Source organism: Paractinoplanes polyasparticus, assembly GCF_019710575.1.
In the GTDB taxonomy this organism is placed as follows: Bacteria; Actinomycetota; Actinomycetes; order Mycobacteriales; family Micromonosporaceae; genus Actinoplanes; species Actinoplanes polyasparticus.
Window position 1 is genome coordinate 180,562 of the sequence record NZ_JAHWFK010000031.1, and the last position, 14,247, is coordinate 194,808.

15 protein-coding genes are annotated in these 14,247 nt (G+C 71.7%); 10 read left to right on the forward strand and 5 right to left on the reverse strand.

All coding sequences use genetic code 11. The features are described 5' to 3' along the window. A complete protein-coding gene (locus KXC43_RS27855; protein ID WP_221379114.1) occupies positions 1-1,863 on the reverse strand; it encodes a substrate-binding and GGDEF domain-containing protein in 1,863 nt (620 codons plus the stop codon). A gap of 154 nt (positions 1,864-2,017) precedes the next feature. Between KXC43_RS27855 and KXC43_RS27860 the strand changes: the two genes are divergently transcribed. Then, on the forward strand, positions 2,018-2,836 hold the full coding sequence (locus KXC43_RS27860) for a hypothetical protein (RefSeq protein ID WP_221379115.1): 819 nt from the start codon (positions 2,018-2,020) through the stop codon (positions 2,834-2,836). Between the two features lie 32 nt (positions 2,837-2,868). Here the strand turns inward: KXC43_RS27860 and KXC43_RS27865 are convergent, their stop codons facing one another. Further along, on the reverse strand, positions 2,869-3,705 hold the full coding sequence (locus tag KXC43_RS27865) for a molybdate ABC transporter substrate-binding protein (RefSeq protein WP_221379116.1): 837 nt from the start codon (positions 3,703-3,705) through the stop codon (positions 2,869-2,871). Between the two features lie 89 nt (positions 3,706-3,794). After that, the gene (locus KXC43_RS27870) at positions 3,795-4,511 is read right to left on the reverse strand and encodes a lytic polysaccharide monooxygenase (protein ID WP_221379117.1); all 717 of its coding nucleotides are present in this window, start codon (positions 4,509-4,511) and stop codon (positions 3,795-3,797) included. Positions 4,512-4,771: 260 nt separating this feature from the next. Between KXC43_RS27870 and KXC43_RS27875 the strand changes: the two genes are divergently transcribed. From KXC43_RS27875 to KXC43_RS27900, 6 genes are all read left to right on the forward strand, one after another. After that, positions 4,772-5,533, forward strand: coding sequence for a methyltransferase domain-containing protein (locus KXC43_RS27875; protein WP_221379118.1), 762 nt, complete (start codon positions 4,772-4,774; stop codon positions 5,531-5,533). A gap of 141 nt (positions 5,534-5,674) precedes the next feature. Then, positions 5,675-6,664: a metal ABC transporter substrate-binding protein gene (locus KXC43_RS27880; protein WP_221379119.1), complete on the forward strand. Its 990-nt coding sequence runs from the start codon at positions 5,675-5,677 to the stop codon at positions 6,662-6,664. A gap of 1 nt (position 6,665) precedes the next feature. Further along, complete coding sequence (locus KXC43_RS27885; protein ID WP_221379120.1) at positions 6,666-7,418, forward strand: metal ABC transporter ATP-binding protein; 753 nt, start codon at positions 6,666-6,668, stop codon at positions 7,416-7,418. Next, positions 7,415-8,296 (forward strand): metal ABC transporter permease, encoded by an 882-nt coding sequence (locus KXC43_RS27890; RefSeq protein WP_221379121.1) that lies wholly within the window; start codon positions 7,415-7,417, stop codon positions 8,294-8,296. Before KXC43_RS27885 ends, KXC43_RS27890 begins: the two co-directional genes overlap by 4 nt. Beyond that, positions 8,280-9,119 carry a metal ABC transporter permease gene (locus KXC43_RS27895; RefSeq protein WP_221379122.1) on the forward strand — a complete coding sequence of 280 codons (840 nt, stop codon included), beginning with the start codon at positions 8,280-8,282 and terminating at the stop codon, positions 9,117-9,119. The genes KXC43_RS27890 and KXC43_RS27895 overlap by 17 nt, the downstream gene beginning before the upstream one ends. Next, positions 9,116-9,406, forward strand: a complete 291-nt coding sequence (locus KXC43_RS27900) for an ArsR/SmtB family transcription factor (protein WP_221379305.1) — start codon at positions 9,116-9,118, stop codon at positions 9,404-9,406. The genes KXC43_RS27895 and KXC43_RS27900 overlap by 4 nt, the downstream gene beginning before the upstream one ends. 7 nt (positions 9,407-9,413) lie before the next feature. On the opposite strand, the gene KXC43_RS27905 is transcribed toward KXC43_RS27900, so the two are convergent. After that, entirely contained in the window at positions 9,414-10,445 is a 1,032-nt protein-coding gene (locus tag KXC43_RS27905) for a GTP-binding protein (protein WP_221379123.1), read from the reverse strand. Continuing rightward, a complete protein-coding gene (locus tag KXC43_RS27910) occupies positions 10,442-11,671 on the reverse strand; it encodes a CobW family GTP-binding protein (RefSeq protein ID WP_221379124.1) in 1,230 nt (409 codons plus the stop codon). The genes KXC43_RS27905 and KXC43_RS27910 overlap by 4 nt, the downstream gene beginning before the upstream one ends. A gap of 143 nt (positions 11,672-11,814) precedes the next feature. Here KXC43_RS27910 and KXC43_RS27915 point away from each other — a divergent pair, with 143 nt between their 5' ends. From KXC43_RS27915 to KXC43_RS27925, 3 genes are read left to right on the forward strand one after another with little or no spacing between them, the layout of a single operon-like run. Then, positions 11,815-12,687 (forward strand): endo alpha-1,4 polygalactosaminidase, encoded by an 873-nt coding sequence (locus tag KXC43_RS27915; RefSeq protein ID WP_221379125.1) that lies wholly within the window; start codon positions 11,815-11,817, stop codon positions 12,685-12,687. 12 nt (positions 12,688-12,699) lie between these two features. After that, positions 12,700-13,266, forward strand: a complete 567-nt coding sequence (locus KXC43_RS27920; RefSeq protein WP_221379126.1) for a SigE family RNA polymerase sigma factor — start codon at positions 12,700-12,702, stop codon at positions 13,264-13,266. Further along, positions 13,259-14,209 (forward strand): hypothetical protein, encoded by a 951-nt coding sequence (locus tag KXC43_RS27925; protein WP_221379127.1) that lies wholly within the window; start codon positions 13,259-13,261, stop codon positions 14,207-14,209. Before KXC43_RS27920 ends, KXC43_RS27925 begins: the two co-directional genes overlap by 8 nt. Positions 14,210-14,247: the final 38 nt, after the last annotated feature.

The following is a 14,247-nucleotide window of genomic DNA, read 5'->3' on the forward strand; positions in this document are numbered from 1 at the left end:
TCAGCGCCGGGGCGTGCCCGACCCCGCCTCGACGCCGGTGCGCCGGGCCTTCGCGCGGTACATGGCCGTGTCCGCCTCGCGAACCAGGGCCGCCGCGTCGGCGAGGGGGGTGCGGTGTGCCCGGGCCACGCCGATGCTCGCCGTGACCACCAGCTGCCGTCCGTCCGGCCGGTGCGGGCGGTTCAGCGCGGACAGCAGCCGCCGGGCGGTCGCCTCCGGCGTGTGGTCGTCGTCGAGCGCGTCCAGCAGGACGAGGAACTCGTCGCCCCCGAAACGGCCCGCGGTGCCGTGACGGCCGAGCTCGGCCCGCAGCCGGCCGGCGACCTCGACCAGGATCTGGTCGCCGACGTCGTGCCCGTACGTGTCGTTGATCTGTTTGAAGTCGTTCAGATCCACGAAGAGCACGGCCACCTCGGGGCCGCGCTCGATCGCGGCCGCCAGCAGCTGCAGGAAGTGGGTGCGGTTGGGCAGGCCGGTGAGGTGGTCGTGGAGGGCGCTGGCCCGCAACTTCTCCTCCTGATCGCGGAGGGTGTGCAGCACGGCCTGGTAGTCCAGCGCGACCGTCAGCAGCGCCGCCCACTGGTTGATCGGCTCGCGCCCGGTGGCCGCCTGCAGGTCTACCCGGTCGACCGTGGCGAGCAGTCCCCAGTCACGGTTGCCCACCCGGACCGGCACGACGAAGGTCAGCGAGCCGGGCTCGGCGCGCGCCTCGTCCAGGATCTCCACCGGGGGGAATCCACTGGCCGTGACCGGCGGCAGCGGCGTGGAGGACGCCGGGGAGGACGCGGAACGATCGAAGTGACCGGCAATCTCGAGACCGGGTTCGCCGGGGGTCCACAGCCCGAGACAACCGGCCCGGGCCGAGGTGCGGCGCAGCCAGCCCAGCTGCCGGGGATCCTCCTCGTGACTGCGCAACAGGTCGAGGCTGATGTCGTACTGACTGCTGAGCGAGCGCTGCAGCCGGGTGCGCTCCCGGTACTGCGACTTCCCCTCGGCCCGCAGCGCGGCCGCACCGACCGACGAGGGACAGCCGCAGGACTCCCGCACCACGAGCTCCGTCGCGACCTCGTGGCGCACCGGTGGCTCCCCGGCGCCCTCGATCGCCGCCAGCAGCACCCGTGCGGCGGTGGCGCCGACGTCGAACAGCGGCTGCCGCACGGTGGTCAGGCGGGGCTCGGTGAACGACGCGTCCGAGAGGTCGTCGAAGCCGACGACGGCCTGGTCCTCGGGCAGCCGGCAGCCGGCGTCGGTGAGCACCCGGAGGATGCCTATCGCGTTCAGGTCGGTGCCGGCAACGACCGCGGTGGACGGCAACCCGGCGCCGAGCATCGTGCGGGCCGCCCCGGCGCCGCCGGCCTCCTGATTGTCGGCGGCCTCGAAGATGAGGTCCGGATCCGGCTCGATGCCGTGGGCCCGCAGCGTCCGGCGGTAGGTCTCGCACCGCTCCTGCTGGTCCAGCGCGCCCAGGAAGCCGGCGAACGCGATCCGCCGGTGCCCGTGCCGGATCAGGTGCTCGACTGCGGCCTGCACCCCGACCCGGTTGTCGGGGAAGACGGTCGGGCAGTCCAGCTCGGGGAACTCATGGCTGATGACGACGATCGGGCGGCCGCCGGCCTGGATCTCCCGCAGGTACTTGGCGCTCGCCGCGTTCACGATGACGACGAAGCCGGCGGCGTGGTCACAGGCCAGCGGGTGCGGCGGGTGGGGCGGCTCGGTCAACTCCAGCTGGTCGGTGCCCGCGTCCAGGGTCTGCACGGCGACCACCGCGGCGCCGGCGTCGGCCGCGGCCCGCGCGATCCCCTCGATCAGGCCGCCGAAATACCATCCGCCCAGGAACGGGGAAAGAACACCCAGGACGGCCATCGTGCCCCCTCCGCGCCATCGCGTCGATAGATGACCATACCGTCGCCCGCCCACGCGGTTGCAGGCTGTGCTCCACCGAAAGCCTCAAGCCCCGGCATCGGTCGCCGAACAATTGTTCGCCCGGCGCGAGTGAGGCGTGGGACGCTCCTATGTGATGCAGAACCTTCCGTACGAATCCGCGTGGCCGGACGAGTGGACCGGCCGGCCACGCTCCGGGCTGCTGCTGTTCAGCGCCGTCTTCATGGGCCTGCTCACGGTGGGCGCCGCGGCCGGCGTCGTCTCGGAGCTGAGGCGCGGCAACGCGGCAGGCGCTCTCATCTTCGTCGCGATGACCGTCTACCTCGGCCACCTCGCGGCGATCGGCCTCCACTCGTACGGCGGAGGCCGCCATCGCCGTGACACGAGCGGCGTACGCCAGGGGGCCGAAGGCCTGATTTTCCGCTACGGCGCTCTGCCCACCTACCTGATCGGCGCCTTCCTCGCGTTGACCACCGTCGCGCTCGCGGGCATGGCCGTCGTCTCCGCTGCCCAAGCGTCCGCGTCGGGCGTCGTCATCTGCGTCGTGCTCACCGTCCTGGCGATCCTCATGCTCGTCTTCCTGGTCGTGTTCCTCCGGCTGGCACCGGGCCAGGTAGTCATCGGCCCGGACGGCTTCCATCACCGCGGCCTCACCTTCACGCACTTCGTGCCGTGGGAAGCCGTGAACGACGTGGCGGCGCTCTGGGCGCACTCGCCGGTCGTCTTCGTCCGTACGATCGGCTCGTCGGCGACGGTCACCCGCAACTACCTGGGCCGCGACACGGCCGGTCCGCAAGCCCTGTCGCCGTTCGACACCATCAGCGGCCGCTGGCTCGCCGCCGATCCCGCGCTGCTGCTCCGGGCGCTGGCCTACTACATCGTCCACCCGGCCGACCGCCCGGAACTGAGCACCCCAGCCGCACTGCACCGCATCGTGGGCGACCTGCAGGTCTGACCCGGCCGGCGGCGAATCGGTGGCCGGCGGTCTCAGGCGGGGGACAGGCCGGCGTCGGCGAAGATGTGGCGGGCCAGGGCGGAGCTCAGGAACGACACCAGGGCGTCCGCGCCCACGGTGTTGACGCCGGTGCTGGGCCGGACAGCGGTGTACACGTCGGCCAGGAGGACTGCCTGCTCGAAGTCGACCGTCCGCAGGTCGTGGCCCGCCGCTACGACTTCCGTGCGGTAGGCCAGAGCCGCGTCGGCGGCGCCCGAACTGACCCGGGCCAGGGCGGTGGCCGCGTCGGGTTCGACGCTCGCCGGCCGTACGTCGACGGCGGCCGCGGCGAGGGCCGCGCGGCTGCCGCGGCCGCACGGGGTGGCCTCGGCGCACAGCGCCACCTTCGCGTTCCGCAGGTCGCCGATCGCGCCGATCCGGTCGCGGGTGCGAGGCACGGCGATGACGATCGGGTTGCGGGCCACGACGGCGGGGGTGCCGCGATCGTGCGCGGCGGTGACCATGCCGGTGGCGGCTGCGTCGGCGGAGAGGAAGACGTCGACGGGCATGCCGTGCAGGACGTGCTGGGCGTGTTCCAGGCCGGCGCCGTATTCGACGGTCACCCGGGCGCCGGGGAACGCCTCCTCGAACTTCGGAATGAGCCGGGTCAGCGTGTCGCGCAACGGATCGGCGGCGTGCACGACGATGACGCCGGCGGGTGCGCCCGACGGTGGTGGGCCGGCGCTGTGCTGGTGATGGTGCGCCGCCGGGGTGGACGGCGGTGTCGATGCGGGGCCGGGCGCGGACGCCAGGGGCGCGGCGGGACCGGAGCACGCCGACAGACCGAACGTGACAGCGACGGCGGCGAGGGTGAGGCTGCGAGGTGTCATCGGACTCCGCTCGGCCGGTGCCGTCCGGCCCGGACGAATCCGGGCCGGACGGCGGCTTGCGTGCTGATCAGCGCGGGCGCCCGTACTGATCAGCAGGCGCCCTTGTCCTGCCAGGCGCCCCACTCGCCGGTGGTTCCGGGCTCCTCGCCCTGGCTCCAGTAGCGCGCGGTCCAGGCGCGGCCGCGGTGTGAGACGTTCATGCCGCCGGTGTAGACCGCCGACGCGCTCCAGGCCGCCCCGCAACTGGTGGGCGGGTTAGTCGGCGGGGTGGTGGGCGGGTTGGCGCCGCCCCCGCCGACGTTGACGTCGACGCAGGCGTAGAACGCCATCGGGGTGTCGAAGATGTTCCAGACGGCGAGGATCTTGTGCCGTCCGCCCGGCAGACCGGTCAGCTGGTGGCTGAGCACCTGTGGCGGCTGGGCGTTGCCGTTGGTGAACGTCTGGTGGAGCCGGCCGTCCACGTAGTACTGCCAGTTCTGGGTGCGGTGCATGGCGGTGTTGCGCCAGGTGAACGCCGTCGAGCTGCCGATCGAGGTGACCCGCCAGCCCTTGTTGTCGTCGTTGAGCACGGTGTACGAGCTGCCGCCACTGCAGCTCAGCGAACCCTTGGTCGCTTCGACGCTCTGCGGCTCGTACTGGATGGAACCGCAGTTGGCGACCGCGCCGGTGGCGCACTGGTCCTGACGGCTCGGGGGACTGGTGATCCAGCCATGGGCGCTGGCCGGGCTCGCGGGGGCAATGACGGCGACGAGTGGGGCGATGAGGACGGCGGCCGCAAGCGCGGCCAGTCTTCGCTTCAGGCTCATGTCGCTCCCTTCGGGGGATACGCGGAGCATCGTCCCATCAGCGAACGTCAATACAGTTAACTTTGTCAACAGTTTCACTACACGGTGTTCACCAGCCTCGACAAATGCTGCCAGGGTCAGATCGCCAGCCGCGACGGGCGCTCACCGAGACGCGCGGTCGCGCGGCGATCCGGAGGCCCTAACGAAAACGACTTCCGTTACAGTGGCGCGTACGGTGACCGCGCCGGCGGCTCCGCCCGACACCATCACCGAGGTTGCCGATGACGTCCACGTCCCAGGACTCCACTGTTGCCACCCCGCTCGCGGTCCAGCGTGCCCAGTACTGGCGCCGCTCCTGGGACGAGGTCATGAGCGCCTGCCTACCCGGTCTGGGCAGCTTCGAGGAGACGCTGATCGCGGCGGCCGAGGCGGCTCTCGGCGGTGCGCCGCGTGGCGTCCTCGACCTCGGGGGCGGGCCCGGGCTGCTGGCTGAGCGTCTGGCGGCGCGGTGGCCCCGGGCCGAGGTGCGCCTGCTCGACCTCGACCCGGTGCTGTTGCTGCTCGCCCGGGCGGCCGCTCCGGCCGGTGTCACGGTCCACCGCGGCGACCTGACGGGCGCGGACTGGCCGGGCGACGTGACCGGCGACGCTCCGGTCGATCTGGTCACCGTCGTCATGACGATCCACTATCTGCCCGAGGACCAGGCCCGAGCGCTCTACCGCCGGGCCCGGGCGGTGCTGCGTCCCGGCGGGGTGCTGGTGGTGGCCGATCTCATGCCGATCGAAGAGCTGCCGTCGGTCAATCCGGTGGCCGACGAGGCCGCGGCCGGTCTGGCCTGGACCCGGTGGTGGGAAAGGCTGCGCGCCGAGCCGATCTTCGGACCGTGGATGCGGCAGCGGGAGGCGTTGTTCGCAGGCCGGGCGCCGGCCGAGTTCACGCCGGGGCAGGCGTGGCACTGCGAGGCGGCGCGCGAAGCGGGCTTTCGCGAGGCCGGCGTCGTCTGGCGTCGCGGCCCGCACGCGGCGGTGTGCGCAATCGTCTGAGGCGGTCGCGGGGAATGGCATGCAAGCAGATATGCGAAATTGATGATACGTCGCGGTGATGCACAGATTGTCATCTCGCTATTAGACGATCATTTCTGAAAACGATTATCGTTCTGCTCCTCAGCGACAGGAGTCGAATCGATGAAACACCGCCCACGCATATTCTGGATCGCGGCCGCCGCGGCGACCGCCACCGTCCTCGCCGGCTGCGGATCCGGCGACGGCGACGCAGTTCAGGCGAGTTCGGCGGCGTCCGGCAGCACACCGCTGGCGGTGGTCGCCACGACCCCCGAGGTGGCCGATTTCGTCCGTAACATCGGCGGTTCCGACGTATCCGTGACGCAGATCATCAAGCCGAATGTCGACCCGCACGATTTCGAGCCGACGCCGGCCGACATTCAGGCCATCGCCTCGGCCAAGGTCGTCGTCAAGAGCGGCGCCGGGCTCGAGGAATGGCTCGACCGCACGATCGAGGCCGCCGGATTCCAAGGCGCCGTCGTCGATTCGAGCCAGGGCGTGAAACTGCGCGAGGGCGGTCACCACGAGGGGGAGGAGCACGCCGAGGAGGAAGGCGAGGAGCACGCCGAGGAGCACGACCCGCACATCTGGCACAACCCGCAGAACGCCAAGATCATGGTGACCAACATCGAGAAGGGTCTCGCGGCCGCCGACGCGGCCAAGGCCGGCGCGTTCGCCAAGAACCTCAGCACGTACGCGGCCCAGATCGACAAGCTGGACGCCGACAACGAGGCGGCGTTCGCCGAGCTGCCCGCCGCGGACCGCAAGCTCGTCACCAACCACGACGCTTTCGGCTACTACGTCGACCGGTACAAGCTGGAGTTCGTCGGCTCGGTCATCCCCAGCCTCGACACCTCGGCCGAGCTCTCGGCCAAGCAGCTGAGCGACCTCGTCGCGCGGATCAGGTCGACCGGCACGAAGGCGATCTTCACGGAGAGCTCGCTGCCGCCCAGGACCGCCGAGGCCATCGCCAAGCAGGCCGGCGTCAAGGTGATCGGTGGTGAGGACGCGTTGTTCGGCGACAGCCTGGGCGAGCCGGGCACCCCCGAGGGCACCTATCTGGGGGCCGAGCGGCACAACACCGAGGTCATCGTCTCGGCCCTGGGCGGCTGACATGCAGACCGCTCTGCGGTACGCGGCGGTGAGTGTCGGCTACGACCGTACGCCGGTGCTCACCGACGTCGACCTCGACCTGCGGCCGGGGCAGCGCCTGGCGCTGGTCGGCCCGAACGGCGCGGGCAAGTCCACGCTGATCAAGTCGGTGCTCGGTCTGGCGCCGATCCTGGCCGGGCAGGCCTCCGTGCTGGGCGCCGATCCCGCCGCGGCTCGCGGCCGGGCCGGATACGTGCCGCAGACCGACACGCTCGACGCCGACTTCCCGGTCAGCGTCCGGCAGGTCGTCATGATGGGTCGTTACCGGCGCATCGGCTGGTGGCGGCCCGCCCGGGCCGCCGACCGTCGCGCAGTCGCCGAAGCTCTGGAGCGGGTGGGACTGGCCGACCGGGCCGGGCATCGCTTCGGCACCCTGTCCGGCGGTCAGCGGCAGCGGGTGCTGCTCGCCCGTGCCATCGCCGCCGAGCCCCGGCTGCTGCTGCTCGACGAGCCGTTCAACGGTGTCGACGCGGTCAGCCAGGAGGCGATCGTCGCCGTGCTGCGGCAGCTGAGCGCCGAGGGCGCCGCCCTGGTGCTCAGCACCCACGATCTCGGTGTGGCCCGCGACCTGGCCGACCTGGTGTGCCTGATCAACGGGCGGCAGTGGGCGGTCGGCCCACCGGCCGGGACGCTCACCGCGGACAAGCTGCGGATGACGTACGGCGGCCACGCGGTGGACCTGCCCGACGGCCGGATGATGCTGGTCGAGCCGTGATCGAACCGTTCACGCTGCCGTTCATGGGCCGGGCTCTGATCGAGATCGTGCTGCTCGCCCTGATCTGCGGTCCGGTCAGCGTGTTTGTCTACGCCCGTCGCCTGGCCTTCGTCTCCGACGCGCTGACGCACACCGTATTCCCGGGCGTGGTCATCGGTTTCGTCGCGGGCGGGCTGGACGGGCTCTTCGTCGGCGCGCTGGTCGCCGGGCTCCTGACGGCGGTGGTGCTGACCGTCCTCACCCGGGGCAACCGGGTGTCCGACGACGCGGCGACCGCGGTCGTGCTCACCGCGATGTTCTCGGTCGGCGTCGTACTGGTCTCGCGCCGCACCTCGTACACCTCCGATCTCACCGCCTTCCTGTTCGGGCGCCTGCTCACCGTGACGCCGCGGCAGATCGCCGAGACCGCGGTCGTCGCCGTCGTGGTCCTGGTCGCCCTGCTCATCGGCGCCCGGGCTCTGCTGTTCCGCACGTTCGACCCGGCCGGGTCCGCGGCCGCCGGTTTCCGCGTCGGGTGGCTCGACCTGTGGCTCAACGTCGTCGTGGCCCTGGTCGTGGTGGCCGCCGTCCGCGCCGTCGGCACGATCCTGGTGGTCGCCCTGCTGATCGTTCCGGCTGCGGCGGCCCGGATGGTGACCGACCGGCTGGTGGCGATGGCCGTCATCGGGACGCTCCTGATCGCCGGGGCGGGTTGTGCGGGACTCCTGGCCAGCTGGACCGCCTCGCTGCACTACGGCGTCGCCCTGACCTCCGCCTCCTCGATCGTCCTGTTGCTGGTCGCCGTTTACCTGCTGCTGATTCCCGTACGTCTGCTGCGCACCCGGCGTGGCGGGCCGCCCGTTCCGGAGAGGAACTCCGCTCATGAGCTGGTGGGATGACGCCCTGCACCGGGCCACCGCCGAGGTGGTCCTGGCCGGAGCCCTGGCCGGCCTGGTCGGCGTGCAGGTCGTCCTGCGCCGGTTGTCGTTCTTCACGATGGCGCTCACCCACGCCACCTTTCCCGGTGTCGTGCTCGCCTCCATCATCGGCGTCAACATCCTGCTCGGCGGCGTCGTGGCCGGCGGCATCGTCGCGCTCGGCGTGGCGGCGCTGACCCGTCGCCGCGGTCAGGACGCCTCGGCCGCCACCGGGGTCCTGCTGTCGGCCGGGTTCGCACTCGGCGCGGCGCTCGTGGCCACGCAGAGCGGCTTCAGTCGCGACCTGTCCTCCTTCCTGGTCGGATCGATCCTGACCGTCGGCCCGCCGGACCTGGTCACCACCGCCGTCGCGCTGATCGTCGTCGCCGGGGTGCTCGCCGTCGGCGCTCGTCCACTCATGAGCATCGGTTTCGACCGCACCGGAGCTCAGGCGGCCGGGATGCGCGTCGGCGCATGGGACATTGTTCTGCTGCTCACCATCCAGATCGCGGTGGTCACCATGGTTCCGGCGGTGGGCACGATCCTCGCCGTGTCGCTGATCGTCGCGCCCGCCGCGGCGGCCCGGTTGTGGTCGGACCGCCTGCCGATCGTCGCCGGGCTGTCCGTGGGTTTCGCCGTGGGCAGCGGGCTGGCCGGTCTGTGGGCCTCGAGCCGATGGGACGTCGCGGCCGGCGCGAGCATCTCGCTCACCGCGACGGCCGTGCTGGCGGTCTCCTGGCTGCTCGCCCGGGTGCGGACCGCTCCTGGCCGGCTTGCTGTCGACGGCGCCGGAGCGCACCCGTGACGGGCATCAACCGAGTCGCGCTCGCCAAGGCCGTCGAGGCCCTGCAGGGCATGGCCTACGAGCACCGCCTGCACATCCTCATCCTGCTGCGGGCCGGTGAGGCCACGCCCACGGAACTGGCCGTGGCTGTCCCGGCGCACTCCACCGCTGTGTCGCATCATCTGCGCCACCTGATCCACGCCGGCCTGGTTCGCCGCCGCCGCGAGGGTCGGCAGGTGTTCTATTCACTGCCGGACGAGGCCACCGGCCGGCTCGTCGACGACGTCCTGCGGTACGCCGCCGAATAGGGCCTCGTCACTGCGGCTTCTCCTCGGTGGCGACGAGCCGGAAGCACCGTGCGAACGGGTCCGGCAGGCCGGTCCAGGAGTCCCAGCCGTCGGCCAGTTCGGCGTCGGTGAGCAGGCAGCGGGTGAGCGCGCGGTGAATGCCGACCGGGTCGATGTCGATGCCGACGAAGGCCAGGTGCTGACCGCGGTCGTCGTAGTAGGGGTCCCAGTCGACGGCGGCCGCCAGCCACCGCTCCTCCTCGACGTCGTCCCGGAACTCGTCCGGGGCGGCGGCGAGCCACCCGCTGTGCGCGCCGATGCTCAGGCTGTCGGCCGACTCCCAGGTCATCACGACGTCCGGACGGCCGGCGAGCCAGAAGGTGCCGCGCGACCGCAGGACCCCCTCGGTGATCTCGTCCAGCGCGTCGTGCAGCCGGCCGGGATGAAACGGCCGGCGGGCCTGGAACACGAACGACACCACGCCGTATTCGGCCGGAGGGTGGTGAACTCCCGGCGCCCGCCCGCGAAGGCCTCTCGTGACCGCGGCGACCGGCTCCGTGCGTCCGGCCGTGGACAGGCGTCCGGCCGTGGACAGGCAGAGGTCCTCGACGCTCGAGTGCCCCGACCACGGAGCGATCCGGCGCAGGAGCGTCCGCAGCTGCTCGGTCTCCCATTCGTCGTCCCCTTCGAGCCGCCCCGCGAGTACGACGGTGTCGGCCTGCTCGATCTGCCGGGCCACCAGCGCGCCGATGCTGCGCTCGTCGTCGTCCGCTCGGTGCAGGCCCACGGCTCGCAGGGCCCGGTCGTCGGTGAGTCCGTCGAGCAGCAGGTCGGCCGGCACGACGGTGACGATGTGCGGGGCGCTGCCGGCTCCACCGGCGGTGCGGATCTGATCCGGCTCGTATCCCTCCGGCGCCACCGTCAGCAGAATCCGGCCCGACGCGGCGAGCGGGTGATCGGCGAGCAGGCGGTCGGCCACCTCGGTGGTGGCATGGGCCCAGAAGCCGCACAGCACGACCGCCGGCACAGCACGCTTCCCAGTGCTGATCCGCCAGGTCACGACGCGGCTCCCCGGGAGGCCACCGCCGGCTCCGGCTCGCTGCCGGCCGGGAAGAACCCGGCGAAGGGATCGGGCAGGGCGTGCCAACTGTCTGCCCCGTCGGCGATCTCGGCGTCGGTGAGCAGGCAGCGCCGGAGCGTCGCGGTCATCGCATCCACGTCGAGGTCGAACCCGACGAAGGACAGCGCGGTGGTGCGATCGCCGTAGTAGGGATCCCAGTTCGCGTCGGCGGCCAGCCGGCGCATGTCGCTCGCCTCGCCCCAGCGTTCGCGGGGCAGGCACGCCAGCCACCGGCCGAGGTTGCCGAGCCGCAGCCCGCTGCCGGACGACTCCCAGCCGATGGCCGCATCGGGCTGGGTGGCGATCCACAGATGGCCGCGGCCGCGCAGGGCTTCGCTCGTCAGATCGTCCAGGGCGTCGTGCAGGCGCCGCGGGTGGAACGGCCGCCGGCTGTGGAACAGCATCGCGTTCACGCTGTGCTCGCCGGCCGGGTCGTGGATGCCGATCGGATAGCCCTCCAGTGCCCGCCCGAGCATGCCGGGCACGGTGGAATCGTGCCGGCCGGTGCGCAACAGGCGGGCGGCGAGGGCGGTGCAGTCGACCATGGGGGAGTCCCCGATGCGGACGTGCGCCGCCCAGGGGGCGAGCCGATGCAGCAGAGCGGTGAGGCGGTCACGCTCCAGGACGTCGATCTCCGGGCTGCTCCAGACGACGATCGTGTCGGCGAACTCGAGCTGGCGGCCGACCACGTCGGCGACCGCGCGATCGTCGTTGGCGGCGGCGTGCCGGTCGCGGTCTCGCAGACCGTGGGTGCTGGTCAGGTCGTCGAGCAGGCCGGCCGCCTCGACCACGGTGACGAAGGAGTCGAGACGCACCGCGCCGGACATCGCACACGCCGCGGCGACCGCTTCGGGCTCGACGGCCGGGGGCAGCGCCAGGAGCAGATCGCTGCCGGGGCGCCGGCGGCTCAGCCGCGCCAGTGTCGGTATGACGTCCTCCCGCAGCGTGCAGGACACGCAACCGTGCACCAGCTCGGTGCTGTCGTCCTCGAGGATCTGATCCGAGGTGCGCACGGTGCGGCGGACGACTCCGTCGCGGACGCCGGTGAGGTCGTGGGCGACGAGGATCAGCGTGGGATCGGTGACCAGCAGGCTGCGGGCCACAGCGTCAGTGGCCGCGGGTGAGAACCCGGCGAGCACCGTGACGCGGGGTCGGGAGTCGGTCATGCCTCCATCTTGTTGGAAATGGTTTTCATTGTAAAGTCACCGGGGCGAGGCGAACGTCAGGAAAAGATCGCGGTCGGCGGCAGCAGCAGCGGAGGCCCACCACGTTGAGGTAGTGGAGTTGTCGCCGAAATGAGGAGTCGTCCATGTCTGTCCCCCACGGACGCCATCGGGTCAAGGCGCTGGCCGTCGCGGCCGTCGCGGTCGTCCTCGCCGGTATCGGCATCGGCGCCGCCCATGCGGCCACCGACCGGGCCCGGCCCGAGCCCGGAAAGGCCGCGGCGCCCGGCTGGACGGCGCCACCCCCGAACGCGACCTTCGACTATCAGATCGGCTCGCCGTACACCCCGCCCGCCGGCGTCACCGTGGTGAGCCGCGACTACACCGCGGCCGCCGCGCCGGGCATCTACAACATCTGCTACATCAACGCCTTCCAGACCCAGGGCGCAGGCAGCGGCGAGGCCTCCCAGGGCTGGTGGGAGTCGAAGGGCCTGGTGCTCAAGGACCGCAACGGCAACCCGGTCGAGGACGAGGACTGGGGCGAGTACCTGCTCGACTTCTCGACGGCGGCCAAGCGGACGGCGCTGACCACGGCCGTCGGCGGATTCATGGACAAGTGCGCCGGTAAGGGATTCAAGGCCGTCGAGCTCGACAACCTGGACTCGTTCTCGCGCTCGAACGGCCTCCTGAAGCAGGCCGACGCGATCACCTACGCCAAGCTGCTGGCCGACGCCGCGCACAGCCGGGGCCTGGCCACCGGCCAGAAGAACTTCGTCGAGCTGAGCGCGGCGAACATCAGGACGATCGGCTTCGACTTCGCCGTGGTCGAGCAGTGCGGCGAGTACGACGAGTGCGACGTGGTCACCGCCCGGTACGGCGCCCGGGTCATCGTGATCGAATACTCCAGCGCGGGCTTCCGCACGGCGTGCTCGGAGTTCGGCAGTAAGTTGTCCATCGTCCTGCGCGACGTCAACGTGACCGCCCCCGGTTCGAGCTCGTACAAGTACAAGACCTGCTGAGCAATCATCCTCATGCCGCTACCCCGTCAGATCCCCGGAGCCCCGGCGCGGGCTCCGGTGATCTCCGACGCCCGTACCGGCTCGCCCGACAGCTTCGACGAGTTCGTGCAGACGCGGGGGTGGGCCCTGCTGCGGTTCGCCTACGTGCTGTCCGGTGACTCGTACCTCGGCGAGGATCTCGTTCAGGAGGTGCTCGCCCGGATGCACCGGCGCTGGCCCAAGGTCGCCGCGATGGACAGCCCCGAGGCGTACGTGCGGACGGCGATCGTGCGGCAGTTCCTGTCCTGGCGGCGCCGGCGATCCGCGGGGGAGTCGATTCTCGCCGAGGTGCCCGAGCCGTCCGCCGCCGACGAGCCGCAGCATCACGTTGTCGTCCGGGACCAGATGTGGCGGCTGCTGGCCGGTCTGCCACGCTCGCAACGGGCCGTCCTCGTCCTGCGGTTCTACTGCGACCTTCCCGACGACGAGATCGCCGCCCTGCTGAACTGCGGCGAGTCCACCGTACGGTCGCAGGCCTCCCGGGCGCTCGCGAAGATGCGCATCATGTTGGCCGGGAAGGGGGCGCGGGGCGATGGATGACCTGGACCGGATGCTCGCCGGCTCGCTGCACGACGCGGCCGGCCGCGCGCCGTCGCCGGAAGGCCTGTTGAACGCCGTACGCCGCCGGTCCGACCGCTATCGCCGCCGCCGGGTCGCCGCCCAGTTGTCCGCGCTGGCGGCCGTGGCCGCGCTCGGCATCCCGGCCGGAATCGTGCTCGCGAACCGGCCCGCCCCCCTGCCGGCGACGGCGACCCGTGAAGTCGTGCGGCTGGCCGCCGGGTTCCAGCCACCGGCGTTCCCCTACACGCTGCCACCGACCGTCGGCATGAAGGCGCCCATCGTCACGCTGCGGGACGGTGACCTGGTGGCCTCGTTCGAAGCGACCGATCAGCGCGACCACGCCGACACCACGGTCACCGTCACGAGCGGGAAACCGGCATTCGGCACGGCCGCCGCCGAGACGCCGGTTCAGGTGCGGGGGCGCAACGGCCGATTGCGTACGGTCGACGTCCGGCCGGCCGCGCAGCTCACCCTGTACTGGCAGGAGTCCGGACGGTGGATCCAGCTCGCCACCGACGACACCTACACCCCGCAGGAGGTCGTGGCCCGGGCCGACGCGCTGTCCTCCGCGTCCATCGCCGTGCCGCCCCCGTTCCGGCTCGACTACAGCCCGGCCGGCATGGTGGCGGACACGATCTCCCCGTCGACGATGAGCTTCCGCCCGGCCGGCGCGCCACCGGGCTCCGCCGCCTTCACGGTGGTGCTGCGCAAACCCCGCCCGCTCACCGGCGCCGATCGTACCGTCGCCGGGCACGACGCACGGCTCACCCGCGACGCCGGCGCCGTACGCCTGGCCGTCGACGTGACCGACTGGGAAGCGACCCTGGAGATCACCGTCGGTGCGGAACTGACCATCAGCGACGACGACCTGGTGCGCTTCGCCGCCGGCGTACACATTCTGAATCGGTCCGATCCGGAGTGAGCCCGGCCCGGCCGGCGGTGCCTATGATCTCTGTCTGA

Excerpts from the sequence above, each read along its gene's own strand:
- KXC43_RS27855 (WP_221379114.1), bottom strand. The coding sequence starts at position 1,863 with ATGGCCGTCCTGGGTGTTCTTTCCCCGTTCCTGGGCGGATGGTATTTC.
- KXC43_RS27860 (WP_221379115.1), top strand. The coding sequence starts at position 2,018 with ATGCAGAACCTTCCGTACGAATCCGCGTGGCCGGACGAGTGGACCGGC.
- KXC43_RS27865 (WP_221379116.1), bottom strand. The coding sequence starts at position 3,705 with ATGACACCTCGCAGCCTCACCCTCGCCGCCGTCGCTGTCACGTTCGGT.
- KXC43_RS27870 (WP_221379117.1), bottom strand. The coding sequence starts at position 4,511 with ATGAGCCTGAAGCGAAGACTGGCCGCGCTTGCGGCCGCCGTCCTCATC.
- KXC43_RS27875 (WP_221379118.1), top strand. The coding sequence starts at position 4,772 with ATGACGTCCACGTCCCAGGACTCCACTGTTGCCACCCCGCTCGCGGTC.
- KXC43_RS27880 (WP_221379119.1), top strand. The coding sequence starts at position 5,675 with ATGAAACACCGCCCACGCATATTCTGGATCGCGGCCGCCGCGGCGACC.
- KXC43_RS27885 (WP_221379120.1), top strand. The coding sequence starts at position 6,666 with ATGCAGACCGCTCTGCGGTACGCGGCGGTGAGTGTCGGCTACGACCGT.
- KXC43_RS27895 (WP_221379122.1), top strand. The coding sequence starts at position 8,280 with ATGAGCTGGTGGGATGACGCCCTGCACCGGGCCACCGCCGAGGTGGTC.
- KXC43_RS27910 (WP_221379124.1), bottom strand. The coding sequence starts at position 11,671 with ATGACCGACTCCCGACCCCGCGTCACGGTGCTCGCCGGGTTCTCACCC.
- KXC43_RS27915 (WP_221379125.1), top strand. The coding sequence starts at position 11,815 with ATGTCTGTCCCCCACGGACGCCATCGGGTCAAGGCGCTGGCCGTCGCG.
- KXC43_RS27920 (WP_221379126.1), top strand. The coding sequence starts at position 12,700 with ATGCCGCTACCCCGTCAGATCCCCGGAGCCCCGGCGCGGGCTCCGGTG.
- KXC43_RS27925 (WP_221379127.1), top strand. The coding sequence starts at position 13,259 with ATGGATGACCTGGACCGGATGCTCGCCGGCTCGCTGCACGACGCGGCC.